The sequence below is a fragment of the Sphingobium cyanobacteriorum genome (assembly GCF_030580935.1).
GTDB lineage: Bacteria > Pseudomonadota > Alphaproteobacteria > Sphingomonadales > Sphingomonadaceae > Sphingobium > Sphingobium cyanobacteriorum.
Genome location: NZ_JAUQOM010000002.1, coordinates 482,982 through 508,929, shown reverse-complemented (window position 1 = coordinate 508,929; position 25,948 = coordinate 482,982). Strand labels below are relative to the sequence as shown.

Sequence of the window (25,948 nt, the reverse complement as noted above, 5' to 3'; positions counted from 1 at the left end):
AGGCTCAGGCTTCCTCTTCGAACCAGTGGGCGCGGGCGGCCATGATGATTTCATTGCCCTGCTCGTCGGACAGGCCGTAGGCGGCCAGGATGCCGCCCTTGTCGTCGCTGCTGCTGTCGGACTTGCGGCGGCGCTGGTCGACGCGCTTCTTCTGCACCAGTTCGTCGGTGGCGAGATCGGCGAGATCGTCGAGCGTCTTGATCCCCGCCTTGCCCAGCGTCACCAGCATGGCTTCGGTCAGGTGCGGCATGTCGGCCAGCGCATCCTCGACGCCCAGCGCCTGACGTTCCTCACGCGCGGCAGCCTCGCGGCGTTCGAGCGCTTCCTGCGCGCGATTTTGCAGTTCGGCGGCCAGTTCCTCGTCAAAACCCTCGATCGAGGCGAGTTCGTCAACCTCGACATAGGCGACTTCCTCCAGCTCGCCAAAGCCTTCGGCCACCAGCAGTTGCGACAGAGTTTCGTCCACGTCCAGTTCGTTCTGGAACAGTTCGGAGCGGGCGACGAATTCCTTCTGGCGCTTTTCCGACGCATCGGCTTCGGTCATGATGTCGATCGCCTTGCCGGTGAGCTGGCTGGCGAGGCGGACATTCTGGCCACGGCGGCCGATGGCGAGGCTGAGCTGATCGTCGGGAACGACGACTTCGATACGCTCTTCTTCCTCATCGATGACGACGCGGGCGACCTGGGCGGGTTGCAGCGCGTTGACGACGAAGGTGGCGGTATCTTCCGACCAGGGGATGATGTCGATCTTTTCGCCCTGCATTTCCTGCACGACGGCCTGGACGCGGCTGCCCTTCATGCCGACGCAGGCGCCTACCGGATCGATGCTCGAATCGCGGCTGATGACGCCGATCTTGGCGCGGCTGCCCGGATCGCGGGCGGCGGCCATGATGGTGATGACGCCATCGTAGATTTCGGGAACTTCCTGCGCGAACAGCTTCTTCATGAATTCGGGATGCGCGCGGCTGAGGAAAATCTGCGGCCCGCGATTTTCGCGGCGCACGTTGAGCACGACGGAGCGGATGCGGTCGCCGACGCGGACGACTTCGCGCGGAATCTGCTGATCGCGGCGGATCACGCCTTCGGCCCGGCCCAGATTGACGACGACATGGCCGAATTCGACGGACTTGACGACGCCGGTGATGATCTCGCCCACGCGGTCCTTATATTCCTCGAACTGGCGCTCGCGCTCCGCGTCGCGGACCTTCTGGAAGATGACCTGCTTGGCCGATTGCGCGTCGATGCGGCCCAGGTCGATCGCGGGCAGCGGATCGACGATGAAGTCGCCGACAACAGCGTCCTTCTTGAGCTTTTGCGCCTGCTTGAGGTCGACCTGCTTGAAATAATCCTCGACCGTGTCGACCACTTCGACGACGCGCCACAGGCGCAGGTCGCCGCTGTCCGGGTCCAGCTTGGCACGGATGTCGTTTTCGGCGCCGTAGCGCGCGCGGGCGGCCCGCTGGATCGCGTCCTCCATCGCCTCGATGACGATGGCCTTGTCGATCATCTTTTCGCTGGCCACCGAATTGGCGATGGCGATCAGTTCGGCCCGATTGGCGGAAATGGCGTTGGCCATGGCTTATGAACCCTTATTCTTCGGTTTCAAATTCATCCGCCCCATCGGAAGAGAGCGGCATGGTAGCAGAAATCAGCCTGTCGGTCAGCAGCAGCTTGGCTTCGCCGACAAGGGCGAAGGGGATGGCGACCGCGCCGGCCTTGGCGTCTGTAAAGAGAATATCGTCCCCTTCGACGCCGTTCAGGACGCCGCGAAAGCTCTTGCGCCCCTCGACCAGTTCGGTCGCGGCGATTTTCGCTTCATGACCCGCCCATTCGCGGAAATCGTGCAGGCGGGTGAGCGGCCGGTCGATGCCGGGTGAACTGACTTCGAGGCGATAGGCTTCCTCGATCGGATCGGCTTCGTCCAGCACGTCCGACAGGCGGCGCGAGATGGCGGCGCAATCCTCGATCACCAACTGCTTGGTGGCGGGACGTTCGGCCATGATCTGGAGCGTGTGTTCATCCCCCGACCCGAACAGCTTGATGCGCACCAGGTCGAAGCCCAAAGCCTTCACCTCAGGTTCGATCAGCGCGGTCAGTTGGGCGATGTCCGCCATGCAGTCTCCAGAACAAATATGCAGCTTCTTCCGCGCCGCAGGTGGAAACCCGCGACCCTGACATGTTTGACGATGTGAGGAAGCAAGGGCGATATAGGCGGGGTACAGAAAATCTGCAACATTAATCGTCCCCGATCATTGCAGCGGCATGATCCTTTTGCCCCGGAGACACAGATGCGCCACCTGACGCTCACCGCCCTGCCCCTGCTGCTGATCGCCTGCGCGGGCGACGGGGCCAACAGCCAGGCGGCCATATCGGCGGACAAGCCGTTCAAGACATCGGTGATCGCCGATTTCGAGTCGCCCTGGGCGATGACATTCCTGCCCGACGGTCGCGCGCTGGTGACGGAGAAGGCGGGCGAGATGATCCTGTTCGATCCGAAAAACGGCACCAAGATCCCGGTCGCGGGCATCCCCAGGGTGGACAGCGCGGGGCAAGGGGCGCTGATGGACGTGGTGCTGTCGCCAGCCTTCGCCAAGGACCAGGCCGTCTATTTCAGCTTTTCGGAAGCGCGGGACGGCGTGAAGGGCGTCGCGCTGGCCAGGGGCCAGTTCGCGCAGGCGAGCGACGGGACGACCGCGCTGAAGGATGTGCAGGTGATCTTCCGCGCCAGCCCCTATGTCGAGGGCAATGGCCATTATTCGGGCCGCATCGCCTTTTCCCCCGACGGCCAATATCTGTTCTTCACCAATGGCGAGCGGCAGGCATTCGATCCGGCGCAAGACCCCAAGGCGACGCTGGGCAAGCTATTGCGCCTGAACCTGGACGGCACGCCGGCGGCAGGCAATCCGCTGGCGGCACAGGGTTTTCACCCGGCGGTCTGGTCCTATGGCCATCGCAACCTGCTGGGCATCGCCTTTGATGCCGACGGGCGATTGTGGGAACAGGAAATGGGGCCGAAGGGCGGCGACGAGGTGAACCTGATCAAGCCGGGCCTCAACTATGGCTGGCCCAAGGCGTCGAACGGCAGCCATTATGACGGTCGCGACATTCCCGATCACAAGGCGGGCGATGGCTATGAAGCGCCCAAAGTCTGGTGGAACCCGGTGATTTCGCCGGGCGGGCTGATCCACTATGCGGGCGACCTGTTCCCGGCCTGGAAGGGGTCGCTGTTCATCGGCGGCCTGTCCAGCCAGAGCCTCGTGCGGGTGAAGCTGGACGGCGAAAGGGCGGAAAAGGCGGACCAGTGGGACATGGGCGCGCGCATCCGCGAGGTCGAGCAAGGCCCGGACGGCGCGCTGTGGCTGCTGGAGGATGGCGGCGATGGATCGCAGGGACGGTTGCTGAAGCTGACGCCAACGCTATAGGCAGCATTGCTTCAATTCTAACCGCATAACAGCGTTTAACCCGCCTGAATCGAAAAACGGGGCCTCGCAGGCCCCGTTTCTCCTTACACCAGCCGGCTCTGCTTGACCGCCGCTGCGATGAAGCTGGCGAACAGCGGATGCGGATCAAAGGGTTTGGACTTGAGTTCCGGGTGGAATTGCACGCCGACAAACCAGGGATGGTCCGGCCGCTCGACGATTTCGGGCAGCGTGCCGTCGGGCGACATGCCCGAAAAGATCAGGCCGCCCTGTTCGAGACGATCCCGATAGCCGGCATTGACTTCGTAGCGGTGGCGGTGCCGTTCGCTGATCTCGGTCGCGCCATAGACGCCCGCGACGACGCTGTTGCCGGTCAGCCTGGCCGGGTAAGCCCCCAGACGCATGGTGCCGCCAAGGTCGGTTTGCGCGGTGCGTTTCTGCAAGCCTTCCTTGCTCATCCATTCGGTGATCAGGCCGACCACAGGCTCTGTGGTTTCGCCAAATTCGGTAGTGGAGGCCGCGGCGATGCCCGCCGTGTTCCGCGCGCCCTCGATACAGGCCATCTGCATCCCCAGGCAGATACCGAAGAAGGGCACATGGCGTTCGCGCGCGAACTTGACCGAGGCGATCTTGCCTTCCGACCCGCGCACGCCAAAGCCGCCAGGGACGAGGATGCCGTGCATCGGCTCCAGGCTGGCGGCGATATCATCGCCCTTTTCAAACAGTTCGGCGTCGATCCACTTGATCTTCACCTTCACCCGGTTGGCAAGGCCGCCATGGTGCAGCGCTTCGTGCAGCGATTTATAGGCGTCGAGCAGGCCGACATATTTGCCGACCACGCCGATGGTGACTTCACCTTCGGGATTTTGCTGGCGGTCCATGATGTCGTCCCAGCGGGCCATGCTGGGCGCGGGCGCATCCGTGATGCCGAAGGCGCGCAGCACTTCGTTATCCAGCCCTTCGGCATGATATTGCTGGGGGACGGCATAGATGCTGCTGGCGTCGAGCGCCGGGATGACCGCTTCGGGCCGGACGTTGCAGAACAGCGCGATCTTGCGGCGCTCGCTTTCGGGCAGCGGATGTTCGCAGCGGCAGAGCAATATGTCGGGCTGGATGCCGAGCGAGGTGAGTTCGCGCACGCTATGCTGGGTCGGCTTGGTCTTGAGCTCGCCCGCCGCCGCGATATAGGGCACCAGCGTCACATGGACGAAGATCGACTGGCCGCGATCCAGATCATTATGGAGCTGGCGAATCGCTTCCATGAAGGGCAGCGATTCGATGTCGCCGACCGTGCCGCCGATTTCGCACAGGACGAAGTCGAGATCTTCGGTGTCGGCGAGCGCGAAGGCCTTGATCTCGTCGGTGACGTGCGGAATCACCTGCACCGTCGCGCCCAGATAGTCGCCGCGCCGTTCGCGCTGGATGATCGTCTGATAGACGCGGCCCTGCGTCACATTGTCCGACTGGCGCGCCGAAACGCCGGTAAACCGCTCATAATGGCCAAGGTCGAGATCGGTTTCCGCCCCGTCGTCGGTCACATAGACTTCGCCATGCTGATAGGGCGACATCGTGCCCGGATCGACGTTCAGATAGGGATCGAATTTCCGGATTCGCACACGGAAACCTCGCGCTTGCAACAAAGCTGCAAGCGAAGCGGCCATCAGGCCCTTGCCAAGCGAGGAGACCACGCCGCCGGTGATGAAAATATACCGCGCCATGGGAGAAGAGGGTTAGCCTTTCGGAACAACAAAGAGCAAGCGCGCGAATCCACGCGCGCTTAAAAAAAGATCGAACGATCGCTGTGGCGGTTAGTTGGCGAGCGGGACCGCGCCGTTGGCGGCCGGCGCCGCCGCCGCATTGCCGGCCAGCGGATCGGCCGGCGCAGGCGCGCCCTGCGTGGCCGGGGCCTGCTTCACCAGCGAGGTGTCGATATCGCCGGGGGCGTGCCGCACCGACGCGATCACCGCCATCACGATCGACAGCAGCACGAAGATGCTGGCGAGGATGGTGGTCGAGCGGGTCAGGAAATCCGCCGCGCCGCGCGCCGACATGAAGCCCGACGGGCTGCCGCCCACGCCCAGACCGCCACCTTCCGACTTCTGCATCAGGATGACAGTGACCAGCAGGGCGGCGACGATCGCCTGCACGACGAGAAGGAAGGTGAACATTGCGGTTATATCTGTCCGGTGAAGGAGGGCGTTGGCGCGCACATAGCGATGATGGGGCGCGGGGGCAACCGCACCTTTCGCGACAAGTTGATGCGTGCCCTCCCCGCGCGAACGGCGATCCATCTCCCGCCTGCGCCGCGTGATGCAAAGGTCGGGAGATGGAGTCCCGCCTGCGCGGGGGTGACGGCGCGAAAAGGACGGGTTTCTTTACCCGGCCGGGGCGTCCCGGTTCAGGCCGCCGCCGCCATCTGCTGGTCCGCCGCCTCGATGATGGGCGCGAATTTCTTGGCGCTCAGGCTCGCGCCACCGACCAGGCCGCCATCGACATCGGCGATGGCGAGCAGGTCCGCCGCATTGTCGCCATTCATCGACCCGCCATAGAGGATGCGCATCCTGTCCGCCTCTGCCCCGATCCGGCTGGCGAGCGCGGCGCGCAGCGCGGCGTGCATGGCGGCGACCGCCTCCATCGTCGGGATGCGACCCGTGCCGATCGCCCAGATGGGTTCATAGGCGACCGCGAGCCAGTCGGCCGCCGCGCCTTCGGGCAGGGAAGCGAGCAATTGGTCGGCGACCACCTGTTCGGCGCGTCCGGCATCGCGCACGGCCAGCGTCTCGCCCACGCACAGGATGACGTTGAGGCCGGCCTGATGCGCGGCGGCGGATTTGGCGGCGATGTCGGCATTGGTTTCGCCGCGCGCCTCGCGCCGTTCGCTATGGCCGGTGATGACCCAGGTGGCGCCAGCCTCCGCCAGCATTTCCGCCGACAGCGAGCCGGTATAGGCGCCGCTGATGTCCATATGACAGTTTTGCGCGCCGATGAACGCCGCGCCGCGCCGTTCCGACCCCGCCATGATGAGGGTGGCCGGCAGGCACAGGCCCACCTCCACCGACGGATGCGCCGCCGCCACGCGGCCGATCGCCTCCACTTCGCCCAGATGCTCGCGCATCCCGTTCATCTTCCAATTGCCGACAACCAGCTTGCGCCTGCCCATCAATCCATTCCCTTATGGTTATTGCTGCACGTCGCCCCCGCCCCTTCGCCGCCGGGCCATGGCCCTGATGCGTCTCCCCGAAAGAAGCGGATGCTGCAAAAGCCGATGAACGGCGCTCGCGCATTTGTCCAGTCCAAGCCTTGCCGCCGCGCGCATCCGCGCCTAAAGCGGGCCGCCATAACGCCCGCAATTCGGACAATTTCATGCTCTCTGTCTTTCGTCGCTTCATCCGCTCAAAATTCGGCGCGATCTTCGCGATCCTGTTCCTGGGGGTCATCGCCGCAGCCTTCATCATGGGTGATCTGAGCAACGGGCAGTTCGGAACGTCGCTGGGCGGCGGCGGCACGGCCGCCAGGGCGAAGGGGCGGACGCTGAGCGAGGGCGAATTGCAGACGCAAGTGCAGCGCGCCTTCGAGAATGCGCGGCAATCCAATCCCGGTTTGCAGATGAGCCAATTGCTGGCGCAAGGCGGCGTGGAACAGGTGTTTGACGGACTGGTGGGCGAACTGACGCTGAAGGCGTTCGCCGATCAGCAAGGCGTGCATATCAGCAAGCGGCTGATCGATGCGCAGATCGCGCAGATTCCTGCCTTTCAGGATGCGGCGGGGAATTTCAGCCAGGCGCTGTTCCGCCAGTTCCTGTCGCGGCAGCGCATCACCGAGCAGCAACTGCGCGACGATTTCGCCGCCAACATCCTCCAGCGCCAGTTGCTCGCGCCGGTGGGACTGGGCGTGAAGCTGTCGGACGGTCAGGTGCTGCCCTATGCGTCGTTGCTGCTGGAAGCGCGGCAGGGCACGGTGGCGGCTATTCCCGCCATCGCCTTCCTGGACGACAAGGCGCCGACCGACGCGCAACTGGCGGACTATTACCAGAAGAACAGCACGCGCTTCACGATCCCCGAACAGCGGCGCATCCGCTATGCCGTGGTCGACGCCACCCGTTTCGCCCAGGCGGCGCAGCCGGGCGATGCGGAGATCGCCGCCTATTACAACCAGAACAAGGCCGCCTATGCCGCCAAGGAAAGCCGCAGCGTCGAACAACTGGTGCTGCCGACCCAGGCCGGCGCCAAGGCGATCGCCGATCAGGTGAAGGCGGGCAGGAGCCTGGCCGATGCCGCCAAGGGCGCGGGCCTGGCCGTATCGACCGTGACAGACCAGAGCCGCGAGGCGATGACCCTGTCGGCCGGCAAGGCTGCTGCCGACGCGGCATGGGCGGCCAGGCAGGGCGAACTGGTCGGGCCGGTGCGCGGATCGCTGGGCTGGCTGCTGCTGCGCGTTACCGCGGTCAAGGACACGCCCGCCCGGCCACTGGCCGCAGTGCGCGCGGAAATCGTCGCCACGCTGCGCGCGCAGAAGGAAAAGCAACTGCTGACCGACTTCACCGGCAAGATCGAGGATGCGATCGCCAATGGCGGGACGTTCGAGGAAGTGGCCAAGGACAACGGCCTGACACTGGAAACGACCCCGCCCCTGCTGGCCACCGGCAAGCAGGTGAAGGACCAGGCCTATGTCGCCCCGGCCGATATCCAGCCGCTGCTGGCCCCCGTCTTTGCGATGAGCGCGGACGACGATGCGCAACTGGTCCCGATCACGCCCGACAAACGCTATGCGCTGGCCGCGCCGGGCGACATCATCGCCGCCGCGCCGCCGCCGCTGGCCGAGGTCAAGCAACTGGTGCTGGCGCAATATAAGCTGAACGCCGGCAATCTGAAGGCCAAGGCGCTGGCCGCGCAGATCCAGGCCAAGGTGGCAAAGGGCATGAAGCTGGCCGACGCGATCGCGCAGGCCGGGGTCAAGCTGCCCGCGCCGCAGGTGCTGGGCGGTCGTCGCGCCGACATCATGCGCGGCCAGCAGCGCCCGCCCGCCGAGGTCGCCATTCTCTTTTCGATGGCGCCCAATACGGTCAAGACATTGCCGATCGGGCAGGATCGCGGCTATTTCGTGGTGCAGTTGAACGCGATCCAGCGCGGCGACGCCAAGGGCCAGCCGGAACTGCTCAATCAGGTGCGATCGCAACTGGGCACTGTGGTGGGCCAGGAATATGCCCAGCAGTTCGAGCGCGCGGTCGAAAAGGACCTGAACGTCACCCGCAACGCCAAGGCCGTGGCGCAGGTGCGCAAGGCCCTGTCCGACAGCACAGCCGGCGGCCAGTAAGATGGCGGCAGGGGGGACGGACGGCGTGGATTTTGCGCGCGCGGCGCTGGCGCGGGGCGAGTCGGCGCTGGTATGGCGGCGGCAGATCGCCGACACCGACACGCCGATTTCAGCGGCCCTGAAGCTGCTGGAACCGAATCGCGGCGATTATCTGCTGGAATCGGTCGAGGGCGGCGCGGTACGGGGCCGTTACAGCCTGATCGGGCTGGCCCCCGACCTGGTGTTTCGCGCCCATGGCCAGAGCGCCGAAATCAATCGTGCATGGGCGACCGATCGCGACGCCTTTGTCGCGACAGGCGGCGGCGCGCTCGATGCGCTGCGCGCGCTGGTGGCGGAATGCCGGGCGGAGATGGACCCGGCGCTGCCGGCCGCGCTCGCCTGCCTGGTCGGCTATTTCGGCTATGAGACGGTCGGGCTGGTGGAAAAACTGCCCCGCCCCGCCCCCAATCCGATCGCGCTGCCCGACATGCTGTTCGTGCGCCCTACCGTGATCCTGATCTTCGACCGGCTGGCGGACCAGCTTTATATCGTGTCGCCGGTGTGGAAGGGCAGCTTTGGCGACGCGGACAAAGCCATCGACGCCGCCCTGGAGCGGATCGACGCCACCGCCGCGCGGCTGGCCGCCCCCCTGCCCGCCCTCCCCGCCCCGGCGCAGATCGCCGATATCGACGTGAAGCCGGTGCTGGAACCGGGCCGCTATGCCCAGATGGTGGATGCGGCCAAGGACTATATCGTTGCGGGCGACATATTTCAGGTGGTGCTGGCGCAGCGTTTCACCAGCCCCTTCACCCTGCCCCCCATTGCGCTGTACCGCGCATTGCGGCGGATCAATCCGTCGCCCTTCCTCTATTATCTCGACCTGCCCGGCTTTGCCCTGATCGGATCGTCGCCGGAGATACTGGTCCGCGCGCGCGACGGCGAAGTGACGATCCGGCCGATCGCCGGCACGAGGCCGCGCGGCAAAAACGGGGTGGAGGATGCGGCCAATCGCGAAAGCCTGCTGGCCGATCCCAAGGAGCGGGCCGAGCATCTGATGCTGCTGGACCTGGGCCGCAACGATGTCGGCCGGGTCGCGACGGCCGGATCGGTGACGGTGACGGAAAGCTACACCGTCGAATTTTACAGCCATGTCATGCATATCGTGTCGAACGTGGTCGGCCGCCTGGCGCCGGACAAGGACGCGATCGACGCGCTGTTCGCTGGCTTCCCGGCCGGCACGGTGTCGGGCGCGCCCAAGGTCCGCGCCTGCGAGATCATCGCGCAACTGGAGCCGGAGACGCGCGGCGCCTATGCCGGCGGGGTGGGCTATTTCGGGCCGGACGGCAATATGGACAGTTGCATCGTGCTGCGCACCGCCGTCCTCAAGGACGGGATCATGCATGTGCAGGCGGGCGCGGGCATCGTCGCGGATTCGAACGCCGACTATGAACAGCGCGAGTGCGAGGCCAAGAGCGGCGCGCTGCTGGCGGCCGCGCGCGAAGCGGTGGCAGTGGCGAGGGACGCCGGTTTCGGGCAGTGACGGGCATTCCCCCCCTCCGGTCCAGTCCGGGGGGAGGCGTGCGCGCAGCCGCTACGCCGAAGCCTCCTCGGCGGCTTCCGCCTTCGCCTGCTTGCGGTCGGTGAACCAGATCGCGACGATCGTGATTTCGTAGAGCAGCAGCAGCGGAATGGCGAGCATCAGTTGCGACACGACATCGGGCGGGGTCAGCACCGCCGCCAGGATGAAGGCGGCGACGATCATGTAGCGGCGCATCCCGATCAGTTGCGCCCGCGTCACGAAGCCCGCACGGTTGAGCAGCATCAGCAGAACCGGCATCAGGAAGCTGATGCCGAAAGCCAGGATGAATTGCATCACAAGGCCGAGATAGGCGTCGGCACTGGGCAATGCCTCGACCGACAATCCGCTGCTATTCCCCTGAAATTGCAGAAAGAAATGGAACGCGGTCGGCATCACGACGAAATAGGCCAGGCTTGCCCCCATGCTGAACAGGAAGGGAGTGGCAAGGATGAAGGGCAGCAGCGCCTTCTTTTCCCTGGCATAGAGACCCGGCGCGACGAAAGCCCAGAGCTGGTTCGCGATGATCGGGAAGGACAGGCAGAAGGCCCCGAAAACGGCGATCTTCACCTGCACGAAAAAGGCTTCGTACAGCTTGGTATAGACCAGCTTGCCGCCGGCATCGCCGAATGCTTCCTTGAGCGGATGGACGAGGATGGTGAAGAGCTGTTCGGAAAAATAGAAGCAGACCGCGCCGGTCAGGAACAACGCATAGACGCATTTGAGCAGCCGGCCGCGCAGTTCGATCAGATGGTCGAGCAAGGGCGCCTTGCTGTCGTCGATATCGCCGATCATGCCGTTGCGTCACCCTTATGCGATGCGCTGCCGTGCGCCGGGGTTGGCGCTTCGGCGACATAGGGCGGGCCTTCGGACGCCGGGGCTGGCGGGAGCGCGGGCGCGGCCTCCGCCACATAGGGCGGCCGGTCGTCCACCGGCGCGGATTGCGCGACGAAGGCCGGCTTGTCCTCTGCGGCGGGTGCGGGCAGCGTTTCGGGCGGATGTTCGTCCATGATCCGCTTGTTCTGCGCGGCCCATTTCTTTTCCAGCTCTTCCAGTTCCACTTCGCGGACCATGGCGTCGATGCCGGTGCGGAAATGACGCGCCATGCCCTGCGCCTTGCCCACGATCTGCCCCACCTTGTAGAGCGCGCGTGGCAGATCCTTCGGCCCGATCACGATCACCGCAATGATCACGATCACCAGAAGTTCGGATGAATCGATACCAAACATGCGGGACTATCGGCCTGTGCTGGAGGCGGTCAGGCCTTGGTCTTTTCTTCGGTCGCGGTCGGCGCATCCTGTTCGGGGACACGATGCCCTTCGAGGCGGGTCGCGGGCTTGGCGGGCGTCACCTCGTCATCCTCGGCCATGCCCTTCTTGAAGCTCTTGATACCCTTGGCCACGTCACCCATCAGGCCGGAGATGCGGCCGCCACCGAACAGCAGCATGACGACCAGGAGCACGATCACCCAGTGCATCAGCGAAAAGGAACCCATTTTTCAATACTCCTAGCAGAGGGCCTATCTAGGCCTCTTCCTCGTCATTTTCCACAACGGATTGGCCCGTCAGACCCTCCAGCGCCAAATCGACCGGATCGAGCAGGCCGGCCGCGCGCAGATCCTCTATTCCAGGCAGGTCACGGCGGCTGCTAAGCCCGAAATGTGTCAGAAATTCTACGGTCGTCGCATAGATGAGCGGGCGGCCGGGGACTTCGCGGCGGCCGGCGGGGCGGACCCAGCCTGCCTCCATCAGCACGTCGAGCGTGCCCTTGGCCACCTGAACCCCGCGAATCGCCTCGATCTCGGCGCGGCTGACCGGCTCATGATAGGCGATGATCGCCAGCGTCTCCATCGCCGCGCGCGAGAGCCTGCGCGGCTCGTCCTTTTCGCGGCGCAGGATATGGGCGAGGTCGGCGGCGGTCTGGAAATGCCAGCGCCCGCCCCGTTCGACCAGATTGACCCCGCGCCCGGCATATTGATCGCCAAGGGTCCGCAACGCGGTGTCGAGGTCGCCCGCTTCGCCGACATGCAGCCTGATCTCCGCCGGGGTCAGCGGATGCTCCGCCACGAACAGCGCCGCTTCCACCGCGCGCAGATAATCATCGGGTTCCGGGTTCATAACAGGGGTCCGCGATGGTCCGCCGGCATGGGCGCGCGCAGATAGATGGGCTGGAAAATGCCGTCCTGCTGGATCTCGATCCGCCCCTGCCGCGCCAGTTCGAGCGCGGCGACGAAGCTGCTGGCCAGCGCCGACTTCACCTTTGGCGGGTCTAGGTCGGGCGGGAGGAAGGATTCGAGCCGGGTCCAGTCGAGCGCCGCGCCGACCAGCGCCCCGACCCGCTGGATCGCTTCGTCCAGGGTCATGACCGGGCGGACGGCGATGGTGTGGACCACCGGCTGGGTACGGGCGCGAATCTGGCCATAGGTGGCAATGAGGTCATAGAGGCTGGCGCGCCATTGCGCCTTCTTCACCAGCCGCAGCCCTTCGGGCGCGCGGCGCGGGAATACGTCACGGCCGATCCGGTCGCGCGCCATCAATCGCGCCGCCGCGTCACGCATGGCGTTGAGGCGCTGGAGCCGCAGTTGCAGGCGCAGCGCCAAGTCTTCGGGGCTGGGATCGGGCTGTTCCTGCCTGGGCAGCAGCAGCGCGGATTTGAGATAGGCGAGCCAGGCGGCCATCACCAGATAGTCGGCGGCCAGTTCCAGCTTCAACTGCCGCGCACTGTCGATGAAGGCGAGATATTGTTCGGTCAGGGCCAGGATAGAGATTTCGCGCAGGTCGACCTTCTGCGTCCGCGCAAGGCCGAGCAACAGGTCGAGCGGTCCTTCCCAGGCGTCGAAGCTGACGGTCAGGGTGTGGGGCGCGGGGATGGGCGCGGGGGTGAAGAGGTCGGCCATGGTCAAGCCTCCCTCATCGCGCGGGCGCAGCCGCCACAGGCGGTGGCGGAGGGGTATCGCGCTATCGTTGAGGCGATACCCCTCCATCTGGCCTGCGGCCAGCCACCTCCCCTTCCAGGGGAGGAATTTTCAACCTGCACCTTCAAGCCGGGACCAGTCCCAGCAGGGAGTCGCGGGTGGCGAGCAGGTCATTCAGCGCGGGCTGGTCCGTCCCGCGCGGGACGGAGGCCATGGCGCGGTCAAGCCGGGCGCGGCCGGCATCCGTAATTTCCGGCAACTGGTTGGCGATGCCGACCATGTCGTCCATCCGCCCCCAGCAGTTGAGCGCCAGGTCGCACCCCGCCGCGACCACCCCGGCGGCAAGGTCCGGGATGCTGCCGTTCAGCGCCTTCATATCCAGATCGTCGGACATCAGCAGGCCGGTAAAGCCGATCGACCCGCGGATGATTTCATCGATGATCGTGGGTGACAGGCTGGCCGGGCGGTCGGCATCCCATTCGCTATAGACGACATGGGCGGTCATGCCGATCGGCGCGCTGCGCAGGGTGCGGAAGGGCGCGAGATCGGTTTCGAGCGCGTTCAGATTGGCGTTCACCACCGGCAGTTCCAGATGGCTGTCGACCAGCGCGCGGCCATGGCCGGGCATATGCTTGACGATGCCGACCACGCCGCCATCGGCCAGCCCCTCCAGCATCGCGCGGCCCAGCGCGGCGACGCGCATCGGGTCGGCGCCCAGCGTGCGGTCGCCCATGATGTCGCTCGCCCCGTCCTGCCGCACGTCGAGCAAGGGCAGCGCATCGACGGTGATGCCGACCTCCGCCAGGGTCAGCGCGATGGCGTGGGCATTGGCGCGCGCCGCCGCGATCGCGCTGGACGGGGCGATGTCGTAGAGACGGTCGAACACCGCGCCGGGCGGGAAGGCAGGCCAGACCGGCGGCTGCATCCGCGCGACGCGCCCCCCTTCCTGGTCGATCATGATGAGCAGGTCGTCGCGGCCGTGCAGGCCGCGCAGATCGTCGGTCAGCGCGCGCAGTTGCGCCCGGTCGACGATGTTGCGCCTGAACAGGATATAGCCGGCCGGCTGCGCATCGACGAGGAAGGCGCGCTCGTCGGCGGTCAGGGTGGCGCCGGAAAGACCGAAGATGACGGGTTTCATGGCGGCGATGGTAGCGGGGCAGAAGGCAAATGTCGAAGGAGAAGAGACGCCTGCCTGCCCCGCTGGATCGTCGCCGTCAGTTCACCACCAGGCAGCTTTCGCCCGCGACCTTGAGCTTGCCGCAGATCATGCTCGCCTGCCCCCCGGCGCCGGCGCGCAGGCGATAGACGGTGCCGCCGCCGACTTCGGCCGGCTCGACCGACATGGCGAGCGGGGCGAGATAGGCAAAGCGCTTGGACAGCTTGGTCCAGGCGTCCTTCGCCCCCGACGCGCTGCCATAGGCGCCAAGCTGGATCAGGCCGCCGCCGCCGGCCGCCCGCGCCGTGGCGACGGGGCTGGCGCGGGTTTCATCGGCGACATGCGCGGTGACGCTTTGCGCCGGTCTGGCGGGCGATGCCGGTTTCGTGCCGGTGGGCGCGGGCGCGCTCTTGGCGATCGGCGTTTCGGGCACGCGGCTGGGATCGATGCGGCCGTCGCGCAGCACGCCTTCGCTCGCGGCGAAGCTGGCGTCGCCTTCGCCGTCGAACTTCTTGGCGTCGGCCTCGTTCGCCGCGATCTTGTAATTGTCGGCCGGCGCGGCGATGAGTTGCCCCTCACCCGCGCCACCGCCGCCATTGCGGTTCTGCATCCACCAGACGCCCGCGACCACCGCACCGATCAGCGCGAGGCCGAGCAGGATGAGGCCGAGCAGGCGGAGCGGCGAGATGCCCTCATCCCCTTCGTCATCCACGGCCGGTTCGAGCCAGGGCAGACGATCCTCATCATCCAGGTCCAGTCGTCCGCGCGCATAATCAGTCATGGTTCAGCGCCTCACTGCATTTCCGTCAGGGCGACGACGCCCATCAGCGTCAGCCCGTTGCGGATAATCTGCCCTATTCCCTGCGCCAGGAAAAGCCGGGTGGCGGTGAGCGCCGGATCGTCGGCCAGGATGACGCGCGCGCGCGGATCGTCATTGCCCATATTCCACCAGCCATGGAAAGCGGAGGCCAAGTCATTGAGATAGAAAGCGATCCGGTGTGGTTCACGCGCCTGTGCCGATCCTTCCACCACGCGCGGAAATTGCGCGGCCAGCTTGACCATGGCGAGTTCGGCCGTCCCAAGAAGGGACAGGTCGGGCGCGGGCAGGACAATCCCGGCCTCTTCCGCCCGCCGTCCAAGCGAGGCAATGCGCGCATGCGCATATTGCACGTAGAAAACCGGATTGTCCTTCGACGCTTCCACCACCTTGGCGAAGTCGAAGTCCATCTGCGCGTCGGCCTTGCGCGTCAGCATGGTGAAGCGGACGACATCCTTGCCCACTTCCCTGACCACATCGGCGAGCGTGACGAAATTGCCCGCCCGCTTGGACATTTTCACCGGCTCGCCATCGCGCAGCAGGCGGACCATCTGGATGAGCTTCACGTCGAAGCGCGCGCGCCCTTCCGTCAGGGCGGCGACGGCGGCCTGGATGCGCTTGACCGTACCGGCATGGTCGGCGCCCCAGATGTCGATCAACTGGTCGGCCGATTGCGCCTTCTGGTAATGATAGGCCATGTCGGCGCCGAAATAGGTCCAGGAGCCGTTCGACTTCCTGATCGGCCGATCCTGATCGTCGCCGAACCGGGTGGAGCGGAACAAGGGCAGTTCGACCGGCTCCCAGTCGTCGGGCAGTTCGCCCTTGGGCGCTTCGAGCACGCCGTCATAGACGAGGTCATGGGCACGCAGCCAGGCTTCGGCCTCGTCCGGCTTGCCCGCCGCCTGCAATTCCGCCTCCGACGAGAAAATGTCGTGATGGATGCCGAGCAGCGCGAGGTCGTCGCGGATCATGTCCATCATCCTGGCCACGGCGAATGTGCGGAAGGTGACGAGCCAGTCCGCTTCGGGCGCGCCGACGAACCGATCGCCATATTCGGCGGCCAGCGCCTGCCCCACCGGGACCAGATAATCGCCGGGGTAGAGGCCTTCGGGGATCGCGCCCACATCTTTGCCCAGCGCTTGCGCGTAACGCAGATGCACGGAGCGGGCGAGCACGTCGACCTGACCGCCCGCGTCATTGATATAATATTCGCGCGTGACCTTGTGCCCGGCATATTCCAGCAAGGTGGCGAGCGCGTCGCCCACCACCGCGCCCCGGCAATGGCCCATATGCATCGGGCCGGTCGGGTTGGCGGAGACATATTCGACATTGACGGTCACGCCCTGCCCGATGTCGGACCGGCCATAATCATCGGCGTCGGCATGAATTGCGGCCAGTTCCGCGCGCCAGGTCGGATCGGTGAGCGTCAGGTTGATGAAGCCGGGACCGGCGATGGCCGCGCTCTCGACCTCATCGAGCGCCTGCAACCGGGTCACGATCGCTTCCGCCAGCGCGCGCGGGTTGGTGCCGGCAGGCTTGGCCAGCACCATCGCGGCGTTGGTGGCAAGGTCGCCATGGCTGGGATCGCGCGGCGGCTCGACCGTCACCGGCTTGCGGTTGAGGCCGGCAGGCAGCACGCCATCACCCTCCAGCGCGTCGAGCACGGCGTCGAGATGGGCGGTGAAACGGGTGTAAAGGGACACGCGGAAATTCCTGTCTGTCCCGTTCGCCCTGAGGAACCACCGAGCGAAGTCGAAGTGGCGTATCGAAGGGCCTGTTACAGTCCCATGCTTCGATACTTGAGCAGGTGAGCCATCCCCCGGATGGTTCAGGATCGTCCGGGGATGATCCGTCCCGCTCAACTTCGACAAGCTCAGCCCCTACTCAGCACGAACGGCAATGTGAGTGGGTCGAACTTGCCCTTAACGGGTCGCATTATATCGGAGCTGGTCCTGGGTCAGGTTGAAACCCACGAGCAGTTCGAAACTGGTTCGCTGCAACGCCGCCTTGACATCGGGCTGGGCGAAGGGATCGATCGCGGCGTCGGCGTCGCCGGCCTTGCGCTTCTGCGTGATCTTCGCCTGAATGTCGGCGGGCAGCGAGGCCGCCGCCCTGTCGACATAGGAGCCGGCCTTGGCCTGCGCGCTGGCGCGATAGTCGCCCGCCGCGAAGTTGAGCGTCACCTGGCCCACCCGCTTGGCGACGACGGAGTCCCCGCCGCGCACCACGACCGAGAAATAGGGCAATGTCACCTGCCGCGCGGCACCGGCATTGGTGCGGCGCGCATTCACGGTGAAGGTCGCTTCGGTATAATATTGCGCGCCATCGGTGCAGGTCGAGCGCAGATCGGTGATGTTGGCGACCAGATCGATCGCGCCGGCGTCCGTGCGGCCGGGCGGGTCGAACAGGGTGATATCCCCGGTCTGAGCCGGGATCGCCGCCGACGGGCAGGCCGAGCGCACGGCGACGATGCCGCCTGTCGCGTCGATCTCGCCCCGGCGCGAACACCCGGCCAAAGCCAAAGCCAGCATGGCGGTCAGGGCGATAGTAGAGGGTTTCACCAGCAGATAATCCTTCGCAAAGCCCACAGGACCAGAGGCTCTGCGCTTCCTTATCCATCCCCCACGTCCGGCGCAACCGCAAGGACACGGCTTTCGCCTTGGCCCTTTCATCGCGGGCGACATTCGCCTAAGCGGCGGAACATGACCGACACCTCCGCCGCCCTGCCGCCGATGACCCTGTTGATCGCCGCCCCGCGCGGTTTTTGCGCCGGGGTGGATCGCGCCATCGTCATCGTCGAAAAGGCGATCGAGAAATATGGCGCGCCCGTCTATGTCCGCCATGAAATCGTCCACAACAAATATGTGGTCGACGGATTGAAGGCCAAGGGCGCGATCTTCGTGGAAAGCCTGGACCAGGTGCCCGATGGCGTGCCGGTGGTGTTTTCCGCCCATGGCGTGCCCAAGGCGGTGCCGGCCAAGGCGGAAGCGCGCGGCCTGTCCTATCTGGACGCCACCTGCCCGCTGGTGAGCAAGGTCCATCGCCAGGCCGAACGGCAGGTCGAGGTCGGCCGCCACATCCTGTTCATCGGGCATAAGGGCCACCCCGAAGTGATCGGCACGTTCGGTCAGGTGCCCGATGGCGCGATGAGCCTGATCGAGACGGTCGAGGATGCAGAGGCTTTCGTACCGGCCGATGCCGACAATCTGGCCTTCCTGACCCAGACGACGCTGTCGGTGGACGATACCGCCGCGATCGTCGCCACGCTGGAGCGCCGTTTCCCCACCATCGTCGCGCCCAAGGGGGAGGATATCTGTTACGCCACGTCGAACCGCCAGACGGCGGTGAAGGCGATCGCGGCGCAATGCGACGCGCTCTATGTGATCGGCGCGCCCAACAGTTCCAATTCGCTGCGGCTGGTCGAGGTGGCGGAGCGCGAAGGCACGCCCGCGCGGCTGATCCAGCGCGCCAGCGAGATCGATTTCGACTGGCTGGCCAATGTGCGGACACTGGGCCTGACGGCGGGTGCTTCCGCCCCGGAAATATTGGTGCGCGAAGTGGTCGACCGGATCGGCCAGCATTTCGCGGTCGAAGAAAAGCAGGTGGAAACGGCGCGCGAGAGCATCGCCTTCAAACTGCCGCGCGGGCTGGAAACAGCGTAACGTCTTGGCTCGCGTGAGATCATCCGTCATTGCGCGCGTAGCGAAGCAATGACGATCCTCAATGTAAAGACAGTGTGAAAAATGGCCGTCTATACCCATGTTCCTGCCGAAGAGATCGACGCCTTCCTGACCCGTTACGACGCCGGCCGGCTGGTGTCGGCCAAGGGCATTGCCGAAGGGGTGGAGAACAGCAATTACCTGCTGGAAACCACCGGCGCGGACGGCAAGGGCCATCGCTACATCCTGACGCTGTATGAAAAGCGGGTGGATGAGGCCGATTTGCCCTTCTTCATGGACCTGCTCGACCATCTGGGCGCGCGCGGGTGCCTGGTCCCGCGCTTCATCGCCGATCGGGAGGGCAAGCGGCTTCAGCAATTGTCGGGCCGCCCGGCGTGCCTGATCGAATTTCTGACCGGCATTTCCGTTACCGAACCGACACCGGGACAGGCGCGCGCGGCGGGCATGGCGCTGGGCGAATTGCACAAGGCGGCGCAGGGCTTTGCGGGCGAGCGGCGCAACGCCCTCGACATTGCCGGCTGGCACGCATTGGCGGCCAAGTGCGGCGCGGATTTCGACCGGATCGACCCCGGCTTGGGCGCACGGGTGGCGCGGGAACTGGCGTTTCTGGACGCGCACTGGCCCGCCGACCTGCCGCGCAGCGTGATCCATGCCGACCTGTTCCCCGACAATGTGCTGATGCTGGGAGACGCGGTGACGGGCCTGATCGATTTCTATTTCAGTTGCACCGACATTCGCGCCTATGACCTGGCCGTCACCCACAGCGCCTGGTGCTTCAGCAATGACGGCGCGACCTGGCATGGCGCGCGCGGCGCGGCGATCGGCGCGGGCTATGCCCAGGCGCATGGGTTGAGCGATGCCGAACGCGCCGCCTTCCCGATATTGTGCCGGGGCGCGGCGTTGCGGTTCCTGCTGACGCGCGCCTATGACTGGATCAACACGCCGGCCGATGCGCTGGTGACGCGCAAAGACCCGCTCGCCTATCTGCGGCGGCTGGATTTCTATGCCAGCGTCGACGCGGCGGAGTTGCTGGGCGCATGACCGATCTGCCCCAGGTCGACATCTTCACCGACGGCGCGTGCAAGGGCAATCCGGGGCCCGGCGGCTGGGGCGCGGTGCTGCGCTTTGGCGAGACGGAGAAGGAAATTTCCGGCGGCGAGGCGCAGACCACCAACAACCGCATGGAAATGATGGCGGCGGTCGAAGCCTTGAACAGCCTCAAGAAACCGTGCCGGGTGACGCTGCATACCGACAGCAAATATGTGATGGACGGCATCACCAAATGGATTTTCGGCTGGCAGAAAAAGGGCTGGCGCACCGCCGACAACAAGCCGGTCAAGAATGTCGAAATATGGCAGGCGCTGGTGAAGGCCGCCGCCCCACATCAGGTGACGTGGCAATGGGTCAAGGGCCATGCCGGCCACCCGGAAAATGAGCGCGCGGACGCGCTGGCCTGCGCGGCGGCGGAACGTTTTCGGCCATAGCGCTGCGTGTTCCCGCCTGCGCGGGAACACATCGCCTTTATCGTCCCCGCAAAATCGATTCGATCAGGGTCACATCGTCCGGCTTGTCGGCGTCGATGCAGGCTTCGGGGCTGACCATCGCCACCAGCCGGGCGGTCAGGCCGAATTTGCGGCCGATGCGGGCAATGCCGCCGCGCAGCGTCAGGATGCGCAGCAGCGCGCCCAGCAGGGCCAAGGGGCCGAAGGCGGCGAGGATTTTCCAGCCTTTCTTGCGGTCCTGTTCGACCTCCTGCCACAGCGCGATGACAGGTCGGGCCTTTGTGCTGCCGAACCAGAAGATGTTTGCGCCCGACCACCAGCCGTCGCGGAATTTGAGCCAGGTGCGGCGCGAATCGGGATAGCGCGCCAGCAGGGTGGCGCGCTCCACCATGGCGACGGCGATATCCGCGCCGGTCGCCTGCGCCACGAACTGGTCGAGCATGGCGCGGTCGAGCAGCACATGGTCGGCGGTGGTCAGCAGGATCGGGAACGGCAGGTCGCCCCGTTCCAGCAGCGCCAAAAGGGACGAGGCGATCCCCTGCCCGCCCCTCTCGAACCGGATGCGCGGGTGGGTGGCGAGCCAGGCGCTGGCTGGACCGGCGGCGAACAGGTCGGGCCGCTGGGTGAGGATGATGACCTGCCCGATCGCGGGATGATCCAGCAGGGCGCGCGCGGGGCGGTTGATCATCGGTTCACCGCCGACCGGCACCAGCGGCTTGACCGCGACACCGGCGGCCTGCGCCAGCGGATCGGGAATGGGGCGCGCGCCGGCGAGCAGGATGGCGGTAACGGAACCAGTCATCGCCGTGCGTTAGCGGAGCGGATGGTGCGCGGGAAGCGCCTTATTTGCCCGCCGCCACCGGCGCGGCGCCGGATTTCTGCGCGAAACTTTCGTGCAAGCCCACGCGCAGCCCCTGATAGTGCGCCAGTCGCGCGCGGAAGGCGGCGAGTTCGCTGCCGGCCAGTTGCGCCGTGGTGGTGAACTTCACCGACAGCGGATTGACCACCTGGCCATTGCGATAGAGTTCATAGTGCAGGTGCGGGCCGGTCGACAGGCCGGTGGAACCGACATAGCCGATCACCTGGCCGCGCCGCACCCGCTGGCCCGGCGCGGCGGCGATGTGGCTCATATGGGCATAGCCGGTGGCGAGGCCGCCGCCATGCGCGATGCGGACATAATTGCCATGGCCGCCATGCCGCCCGGCATAGGCGACCACGCCGTCGGTGACGGCATAGATGGGGGAACCATAGCGGGCGGCGAAATCGATGCCCGCATGCATCCGCGTGTAACCCAGGATCGGATGGCGGCGCATCCCGAAGCTGGAGGTCATGCGCCCCGCCACCGGCGAGGACAGGACGCCGCGCCGTTCGCCCACGCCCGATGCCTCGAACCATTCGGTGCGGCCGTCGCGGGTCCATTTGAGCATGTCGACGGATTTGCCGCGCGCGCGCTTCAGCCCCGCATAGAACAGGTCGCCCACCTCCACATCGCCGGTTTCGGCGCGGCGATATTCGGTGACGATGTCATAGCGGTCGCCCGCCGCGATGCCGCCCAGATCCACCTGTCCCGCGATCACGCGCAGGAATGCCTGCACCGCCTTGGGCGGGGCGCCGGCCGCGCGGGCGGAGCGGTAGATGCTGTCGCCCACCACGCCCTGGATACGCAGCGGCGTATTGTCGACGCGGATCGGGATACGATTGATCGACAGCACACCGCCGGCGCGGCTCAGTTCGACATTGAGGTCGAGCCGGGCGCGGAAGGCGAGCCGGTCGAGCGGACGCGGCCGGTCGCGGCTGGCGCGGCGGCCGAGCAGGATGTCGAGCCGGGTGCCAGGCTTCACGCCATCGGCAATGTCCGTCCCCACCATCGCCATGACGGTGGCGACATCGCCGCCGCTGACGCCCGCGCGCGCCAGGGCGCGGGGCAGGCTGTCGCTGCTGCCGACCTGGGCGCTGAGGTCTATCTGCGGCCGTTCGGGTGTTTCGCGCAGCGGCTGGACCGCATCGGTCGACCCCATGTGCCGGCCGCTATCCGCGCCCAGCGCCAGCGGAGTGATCATCTGGCTGCGCACTTCGTCATAATGCGCGTCGGTCAGGTGGGCGCCGGGCAGGCCGGGGACCGGCTGGAATCCTGGCGAGAGATAGAGGGCCGTGGCGCACAGGCCAAAGCAGGTCGCAAGGCCACGGAACCAGGTGAGGCTGCCGATGCGCTGGCCAAGGTCGGGGACCAGTTCCACCTCGTCCGCCCATTCGCGCAGGCGGCTGCGCCAGTCCTGCGGCGGCGGCGCGGCCGGGGTGCGGGTGAGCGAATCGGCGAGCCAAAGGGAGACAGAGGCGCGCCCCTGCTGCGATCCGAACTGGCTTTCGTGAAACAAACCCGCTGACCCCAAAGGCATTTTCGTTGCCGCACCGGCAACGTCCCCCGCGCCATGCGTGGTGGCACTGTTGTGAACGCACAGGGTTAAAGTCAAATAAAGACGGTGAGATGACAGGCCATTGCACGATGAACCGTGCCGGGGGCCGGACGGGCGCGTGACAGCGAGTGGAACAGCTAAATCCGCTTGCCCCGCGTCCGATAACCCCCGACATAGGCTGCCATGGCCCAGTTCGCCCGTTCTTCCATCACCGCCGTCCTGGGACCGACCAACACCGGCAAGACGCATCTGGCCGTCGAGCGGATGTGCGGCCATTCGAGCGGGATGATGGGATTCCCGCTGCGCCTGCTGGCGCGCGAAGTCTATGACCGGGTGGTCGCCATCAAAGGGCCGCAGCAGGTCGCGCTGATCACCGGCGAGGAAAAGATCGTGCCGCCGCAGGCCCGCTATTGCCTGTGCACGGCGGAATCGATGCCGATCGGCGGCGGGCGGGAAAGCGGCGTGAAGGCGGATCATGCCTTCGTCGCGCTGGACGAGGCGCAACTGGGGTCGGACCCGGAACGCGGCCATATCTTTACCGACCGGCTGCTGCGGGCGCGGGGACGCGAGGAAACGATGATCCTGGGGTCCGCCAGCATCAGCCGGGTGGTCAAGGCGCTGGTGCCCGATGTCGAGATCATCGGCCGGCCGCGCTTTTCGACGCTGAGCTATGCCGGCGCGAAGAAGCTGTCGCGCCTGCCCAAACGGTCGGCCATCGTCGCCTTCTCCGCCGAGGAAGTCTATGCGGTCGCCGAAATGCTGCGCCGTTTCCGTGGCGGCGCCGCGGTGGTGATGGGCGCGCTCAGCCCCCGCACCCGCAATGCCCAGGTGCAGATGTTCCTGAATGGCGAAGTCGATTATCTGGTCGCGACCGACGCCATCGGCATGGGGCTGAACCTGGATGTCGCCCATGTCGCTTTTGCGTCGCTGCGCAAATATGACGGCCGCCGCAGCCGCCGCCTGACCATCAGCGAAATGGCGCAGATCGCGGGGCGCGCCGGGCGGCATCACAAGGACGGCACGTTCGGCAGCCTAGGCGGAGAGGATGGCGACGCCGCCTTCACCCCCGAAGAGATCGAGGCGATAGAGGCGCATCGCTTCCCCCCGGTGGAGCAATTATTCTGGCGCGACGGCACGCCGCGCACCGACCGTCTGGACCATCTGCTGTTCGACCTGGAGCAGCGGCCCGAACGGCCCGAACTGCGCGCCGCGCCCGAAGCGGTCGATCATGCGGTGCTGCGGCGGCTGGCCGACGATCCGCTGGTGATCGAGCGGGTGAAGGGCCAGCGGCAGGTCGAGCGGCTGTGGGCGGCGTGCGGCCTGCCCGATTTCCAGAAGCTGGGCGCGGAACATCATGCCCGCGCCGTCAGTCGCATCTGGCGCTTCCTGTCCGAAGGAACGGGCCATATTCCGCGCGACTGGTTCGCGCAGAATCTGGCCCGGCTCGATTCGGTGCAGGGCGACATCGATACGCTGTCCGGCCGGATCGCGGCGGCGCGGACCTGGTCCTATATCGCTCATCGCCCCGACTGGCTGGACTATCCCGCCGAAATGGCCGAGCGGACCCGCGCGCTGGAAGAGAAGCTGTCCGACGCGCTGCACGCCGCGTTGACGCAGCGCTTCGTCGACCGGCGCACCGCCGTCCTGCTGCGCGACATCGGGCAGAATGCGAGCAACCTGCCGGTCACGGTGGAGGCGGACGGGGCGGTCTGCGTCGATGGCGAGACGATCGGACGACTTGACGGATTTCGATTCTCGGTTGATCCCGCTACGCGACATCAGGACCGAAAGATGTTGCTGGCGGCCGCGGAGCGGCGCCTTGGAAAGGTATTGCGTGTGAAGGCTGAAGAACTGGTTGCGGCGGCGGATACGGATTTCGCCCTGCTGGACGAAGCGGGACAGGCGCCGGGGATCGCCTGGGGCGCGGTGCCGGTGGCCACCCTGCTGGCCGGGCCGACCCTGCTGACGCCGGAAATTCGCCTTGATCGCGCGTTGCTTAGCCTGGGGCAGGACATGCAGAAGCAGGTCGTCACGCGCCTGGCCACCTGGTTCGAGGCGCAGAAGCAGAAGCATCTGTTGCCGCTGGTGAAGATGGCGGAAAGCGCCGCCGACCCGGCCGTGCCCGCCGTGGTGCGCGCCGTGTTCGCGCAACTGGGCGATGCTGGCGGCGTGATCGCGCGGACCGACCTCGATTCGGCGCTGGGCCATCTGGACAAGGAACAGCGCCACCTGCTGCGCAAGGCGGGCATCGATATCGGCGTGCTCGACATTTATCATCATGGGCTGTTGAAGCCCGGCGCGGCGCGCTGGCGCTCCGCATTGCTGGCGGCGCGCATCGCCAAGCCGTGCCTGCCGCTGCCCGGCCCCGGCCTGACCCTGATCCCGGCGGGCGAAAAGCCGGCGCAGATGGGCGCGCGGATCGCGGGCTTTCGCGGTTTTGGCGAACAGATGCTGCGTATCGACATGGCCGAACGCATGGCGCGGACCGCGCATGAGGCGATCGCCAAGGGCGAAGCCTTCACCCACACCAGCCCGCAGATCGTGTCGCTGGGCCTGTCCGAGCCATCCTTCCTGCAACTGATGCGGCTGGCCGGCTTCCGCCCGATCGACCCGCCCGCGCCCGCGCCGGTCGAAGAGGGGGTCGAGGCGCCGCCCGTCAGCGCCGCCAACTGGGCGTTCAAGGGCCGCCAGAAAGCGCGCCCGGATCGACCGCAACGGCCGCAGGGGCAGCAGCCGCGTGGCCAGCAGGCGCGTGGTCCCCGGCCCGAAGGCGGCAACCGCCGCCCCGGCAAGGACGGCGGTGCGCCCCGCCCCGCATCGACCGGCGGCAGCCCCGCGCCGGTGAACAACGCCTTTGCCGGCCTTGCCGATCTGCTGGGTCGCAATGGCTGACCCGATCGCAGGCCCCAGCCTGCGCATCGACAAATATCTGTGGTTCGCCCGGCTCGCCAAGAGCCGGTCGGCCGCGCAGAAACTGGCCGAGGACGGCCATATCCGCCTGAACGGCCGCCGCATCGACCGCGCCCACGCGCCGGTGCGGGCGGGCGACCTGATCACCTTTCCCCATGGCGCACATGTCCGCGTGGTGCGGGTCGCCGCCCTGCCCGCGCGGCGCGGGCCGGCGGTGGAGGCGGAAGGCTGTTATGAGGAACTGACGGTCGGGGGGTGATGGGATTCC

At 66.4% G+C, this 25,948-nt stretch carries 24 protein-coding genes; 8 read left to right on the top strand and 16 right to left on the bottom strand.

The features are described 5' to 3' along the window. Positions 1–4: 4 nt before the first annotated feature. Both nusA and rimP read right to left on the bottom strand, forming a co-directional pair. Entirely contained in the window at positions 5–1,576 is a 1,572-nt protein-coding gene (gene nusA / locus Q4610_RS07420) for a transcription termination factor NusA (RefSeq protein ID WP_304535346.1), read from the bottom strand. A gap of 13 nt (positions 1,577–1,589) precedes the next feature. After that, on the bottom strand, positions 1,590–2,114 hold the full coding sequence (gene rimP, locus Q4610_RS07415) for a ribosome maturation protein RimP (RefSeq protein WP_304535345.1): 525 nt from the start codon (positions 2,112–2,114) through the stop codon (positions 1,590–1,592). 174 nt (positions 2,115–2,288) lie between these two features. Between rimP and Q4610_RS07410 the strand changes: the two genes are divergently transcribed. Continuing rightward, a complete protein-coding gene (locus tag Q4610_RS07410) occupies positions 2,289–3,422 on the top strand; it encodes a PQQ-dependent sugar dehydrogenase (protein ID WP_304535344.1) in 1,134 nt (377 codons plus the stop codon). Between the two features lie 83 nt (positions 3,423–3,505). On the opposite strand, the gene Q4610_RS07405 is transcribed toward Q4610_RS07410, so the two are convergent. The 3 genes from Q4610_RS07405 to tpiA form a co-directional block, all read right to left on the bottom strand. Then, positions 3,506–5,137, bottom strand: a complete 1,632-nt coding sequence (locus Q4610_RS07405; protein ID WP_304535343.1) for a CTP synthase — start codon at positions 5,135–5,137, stop codon at positions 3,506–3,508. A 90-nt stretch (positions 5,138–5,227) separates the two neighbouring features. Then, positions 5,228–5,587: a preprotein translocase subunit SecG gene (gene secG / locus Q4610_RS07400; protein WP_304535342.1), complete on the bottom strand. Its 360-nt coding sequence runs from the start codon at positions 5,585–5,587 to the stop codon at positions 5,228–5,230. Between the two features lie 230 nt (positions 5,588–5,817). After that, entirely contained in the window at positions 5,818–6,579 is a 762-nt protein-coding gene (gene tpiA, locus Q4610_RS07395; protein ID WP_304535341.1) for a triose-phosphate isomerase, read from the bottom strand. Positions 6,580–6,782: 203 nt separating this feature from the next. Between tpiA and Q4610_RS07390 the strand changes: the two genes are divergently transcribed. Together Q4610_RS07390 and trpE are read left to right on the top strand one after the other, a co-directional pair. After that, entirely contained in the window at positions 6,783–8,732 is a 1,950-nt protein-coding gene (locus Q4610_RS07390; protein WP_304535340.1) for a peptidyl-prolyl cis-trans isomerase, read from the top strand. Between the two features lies 1 nt (position 8,733). Continuing rightward, a complete protein-coding gene (gene trpE, locus Q4610_RS07385) occupies positions 8,734–10,251 on the top strand; it encodes an anthranilate synthase component I (RefSeq protein ID WP_304535339.1) in 1,518 nt (505 codons plus the stop codon). A 51-nt stretch (positions 10,252–10,302) separates the two neighbouring features. On the opposite strand, the gene tatC is transcribed toward trpE, so the two are convergent. The 9 genes from tatC to Q4610_RS07340 all read right to left on the bottom strand — a co-directional run bounded on the left by tatC (position 10,303) and on the right by Q4610_RS07340 (position 17,705). After that, positions 10,303–11,082 carry a twin-arginine translocase subunit TatC gene (gene tatC, locus Q4610_RS07380; protein ID WP_304535338.1) on the bottom strand — a complete coding sequence of 260 codons (780 nt, stop codon included), beginning with the start codon at positions 11,080–11,082 and terminating at the stop codon, positions 10,303–10,305. After that, positions 11,079–11,516, bottom strand: coding sequence for a Sec-independent protein translocase protein TatB (tatB, locus tag Q4610_RS07375; protein WP_304535337.1), 438 nt, complete (start codon positions 11,514–11,516; stop codon positions 11,079–11,081). Before tatB ends, tatC begins: the two co-directional genes overlap by 4 nt. Positions 11,517–11,545: 29 nt before the next feature. Continuing rightward, the gene (locus tag Q4610_RS07370; RefSeq protein WP_304535336.1) at positions 11,546–11,782 is read right to left on the bottom strand and encodes a twin-arginine translocase TatA/TatE family subunit; all 237 of its coding nucleotides are present in this window, start codon (positions 11,780–11,782) and stop codon (positions 11,546–11,548) included. 28 nt (positions 11,783–11,810) lie between these two features. Continuing rightward, the gene (gene scpB / locus Q4610_RS07365) at positions 11,811–12,404 is read right to left on the bottom strand and encodes an SMC-Scp complex subunit ScpB (RefSeq protein ID WP_304535335.1); all 594 of its coding nucleotides are present in this window, start codon (positions 12,402–12,404) and stop codon (positions 11,811–11,813) included. Beyond that, positions 12,401–13,183, bottom strand: a complete 783-nt coding sequence (locus Q4610_RS07360; protein WP_304535334.1) for a segregation and condensation protein A — start codon at positions 13,181–13,183, stop codon at positions 12,401–12,403. The genes scpB and Q4610_RS07360 overlap by 4 nt, the downstream gene beginning before the upstream one ends. 142 nt (positions 13,184–13,325) lie before the next feature. After that, positions 13,326–14,339 carry a beta-N-acetylhexosaminidase gene (gene nagZ / locus Q4610_RS07355; RefSeq protein ID WP_304535333.1) on the bottom strand — a complete coding sequence of 338 codons (1,014 nt, stop codon included), beginning with the start codon at positions 14,337–14,339 and terminating at the stop codon, positions 13,326–13,328. Positions 14,340–14,415: 76 nt separating this feature from the next. After that, positions 14,416–15,138: an SPOR domain-containing protein gene (locus Q4610_RS07350; protein ID WP_304535332.1), complete on the bottom strand. Its 723-nt coding sequence runs from the start codon at positions 15,136–15,138 to the stop codon at positions 14,416–14,418. An 11-nt stretch (positions 15,139–15,149) separates the two neighbouring features. Continuing rightward, positions 15,150–16,877 (bottom strand): arginine--tRNA ligase, encoded by a 1,728-nt coding sequence (argS, locus tag Q4610_RS07345; protein ID WP_304535331.1) that lies wholly within the window; start codon positions 16,875–16,877, stop codon positions 15,150–15,152. Positions 16,878–17,096: 219 nt separating this feature from the next. Next, on the bottom strand, positions 17,097–17,705 hold the full coding sequence (locus Q4610_RS07340) for a hypothetical protein (RefSeq protein ID WP_304535570.1): 609 nt from the start codon (positions 17,703–17,705) through the stop codon (positions 17,097–17,099). Positions 17,706–17,876: 171 nt separating this feature from the next. On the opposite strand from Q4610_RS07340, the gene ispH reads away from it, so the two are divergent. From ispH to rnhA, 3 genes are all read left to right on the top strand, one after another. Next, complete coding sequence (gene ispH, locus Q4610_RS07335) at positions 17,877–18,836, top strand: 4-hydroxy-3-methylbut-2-enyl diphosphate reductase (protein ID WP_304535330.1); 960 nt, start codon at positions 17,877–17,879, stop codon at positions 18,834–18,836. An 81-nt stretch (positions 18,837–18,917) separates the two neighbouring features. Beyond that, positions 18,918–19,895: a homoserine kinase gene (thrB, locus tag Q4610_RS07330; RefSeq protein WP_304535329.1), complete on the top strand. Its 978-nt coding sequence runs from the start codon at positions 18,918–18,920 to the stop codon at positions 19,893–19,895. Next, the gene (gene rnhA, locus Q4610_RS07325; RefSeq protein ID WP_304535328.1) at positions 19,892–20,338 is read left to right on the top strand and encodes a ribonuclease HI; all 447 of its coding nucleotides are present in this window, start codon (positions 19,892–19,894) and stop codon (positions 20,336–20,338) included. The genes thrB and rnhA overlap by 4 nt, the downstream gene beginning before the upstream one ends. A 37-nt stretch (positions 20,339–20,375) precedes the next feature. On the opposite strand, the gene Q4610_RS07320 is transcribed toward rnhA, so the two are convergent. Beyond that, on the bottom strand, positions 20,376–21,158 hold the full coding sequence (locus Q4610_RS07320; RefSeq protein WP_304535327.1) for a nucleotidyltransferase family protein: 783 nt from the start codon (positions 21,156–21,158) through the stop codon (positions 20,376–20,378). A 40-nt stretch (positions 21,159–21,198) separates the two neighbouring features. Then, positions 21,199–22,731, bottom strand: coding sequence for a peptidoglycan DD-metalloendopeptidase family protein (locus tag Q4610_RS07315; protein WP_482241487.1), 1,533 nt, complete (start codon positions 22,729–22,731; stop codon positions 21,199–21,201). Positions 22,732–22,953: 222 nt separating this feature from the next. Here Q4610_RS07315 and Q4610_RS07310 point away from each other — a divergent pair, with 222 nt between their 5' ends. Both Q4610_RS07310 and Q4610_RS07305 read left to right on the top strand, forming a co-directional pair. Continuing rightward, positions 22,954–25,662 (top strand): helicase-related protein, encoded by a 2,709-nt coding sequence (locus tag Q4610_RS07310; protein WP_304535325.1) that lies wholly within the window; start codon positions 22,954–22,956, stop codon positions 25,660–25,662. After that, the gene (locus Q4610_RS07305) at positions 25,655–25,939 is read left to right on the top strand and encodes an RNA-binding S4 domain-containing protein (RefSeq protein ID WP_304535324.1); all 285 of its coding nucleotides are present in this window, start codon (positions 25,655–25,657) and stop codon (positions 25,937–25,939) included. The genes Q4610_RS07310 and Q4610_RS07305 overlap by 8 nt, the downstream gene beginning before the upstream one ends. The last annotated feature ends 9 nt before the right edge of the window (positions 25,940–25,948 follow it).

Coding starts and splice junctions, on each gene's coding strand:
- nusA (WP_304535346.1), bottom strand. CDS start 1,576: ATGGCCAACGCCATTTCCGCCAATCGGGCCGAACTGATCGCCATCGCC.
- rimP (WP_304535345.1), bottom strand. CDS start 2,114: ATGGCGGACATCGCCCAACTGACCGCGCTGATCGAACCTGAGGTGAAG.
- Q4610_RS07410 (WP_304535344.1), top strand. CDS start 2,289: ATGCGCCACCTGACGCTCACCGCCCTGCCCCTGCTGCTGATCGCCTGC.
- Q4610_RS07405 (WP_304535343.1), bottom strand. CDS start 5,137: ATGGCGCGGTATATTTTCATCACCGGCGGCGTGGTCTCCTCGCTTGGC.
- secG (WP_304535342.1), bottom strand. CDS start 5,587: ATGTTCACCTTCCTTCTCGTCGTGCAGGCGATCGTCGCCGCCCTGCTG.
- tpiA (WP_304535341.1), bottom strand. CDS start 6,579: ATGGGCAGGCGCAAGCTGGTTGTCGGCAATTGGAAGATGAACGGGATG.
- Q4610_RS07390 (WP_304535340.1), top strand. CDS start 6,783: ATGCTCTCTGTCTTTCGTCGCTTCATCCGCTCAAAATTCGGCGCGATC.
- trpE (WP_304535339.1), top strand. CDS start 8,734: ATGGCGGCAGGGGGGACGGACGGCGTGGATTTTGCGCGCGCGGCGCTG.
- tatC (WP_304535338.1), bottom strand. CDS start 11,082: ATGATCGGCGATATCGACGACAGCAAGGCGCCCTTGCTCGACCATCTG.
- tatB (WP_304535337.1), bottom strand. CDS start 11,516: ATGTTTGGTATCGATTCATCCGAACTTCTGGTGATCGTGATCATTGCG.
- Q4610_RS07370 (WP_304535336.1), bottom strand. CDS start 11,782: ATGGGTTCCTTTTCGCTGATGCACTGGGTGATCGTGCTCCTGGTCGTC.
- scpB (WP_304535335.1), bottom strand. CDS start 12,404: ATGAACCCGGAACCCGATGATTATCTGCGCGCGGTGGAAGCGGCGCTG.
- Q4610_RS07360 (WP_304535334.1), bottom strand. CDS start 13,183: ATGGCCGACCTCTTCACCCCCGCGCCCATCCCCGCGCCCCACACCCTG.
- nagZ (WP_304535333.1), bottom strand. CDS start 14,339: ATGAAACCCGTCATCTTCGGTCTTTCCGGCGCCACCCTGACCGCCGAC.
- Q4610_RS07350 (WP_304535332.1), bottom strand. CDS start 15,138: ATGACTGATTATGCGCGCGGACGACTGGACCTGGATGATGAGGATCGT.
- Q4610_RS07340 (WP_304535570.1), bottom strand. CDS start 17,705: ATGCTGGCTTTGGCTTTGGCCGGGTGTTCGCGCCGGGGCGAGATCGAC.
- ispH (WP_304535330.1), top strand. CDS start 17,877: ATGACCGACACCTCCGCCGCCCTGCCGCCGATGACCCTGTTGATCGCC.
- thrB (WP_304535329.1), top strand. CDS start 18,918: ATGGCCGTCTATACCCATGTTCCTGCCGAAGAGATCGACGCCTTCCTG.
- rnhA (WP_304535328.1), top strand. CDS start 19,892: ATGACCGATCTGCCCCAGGTCGACATCTTCACCGACGGCGCGTGCAAG.
- Q4610_RS07320 (WP_304535327.1), bottom strand. CDS start 21,158: ATGACTGGTTCCGTTACCGCCATCCTGCTCGCCGGCGCGCGCCCCATT.
- Q4610_RS07310 (WP_304535325.1), top strand. CDS start 22,954: ATGGCCCAGTTCGCCCGTTCTTCCATCACCGCCGTCCTGGGACCGACC.
- Q4610_RS07305 (WP_304535324.1), top strand. CDS start 25,655: ATGGCTGACCCGATCGCAGGCCCCAGCCTGCGCATCGACAAATATCTG.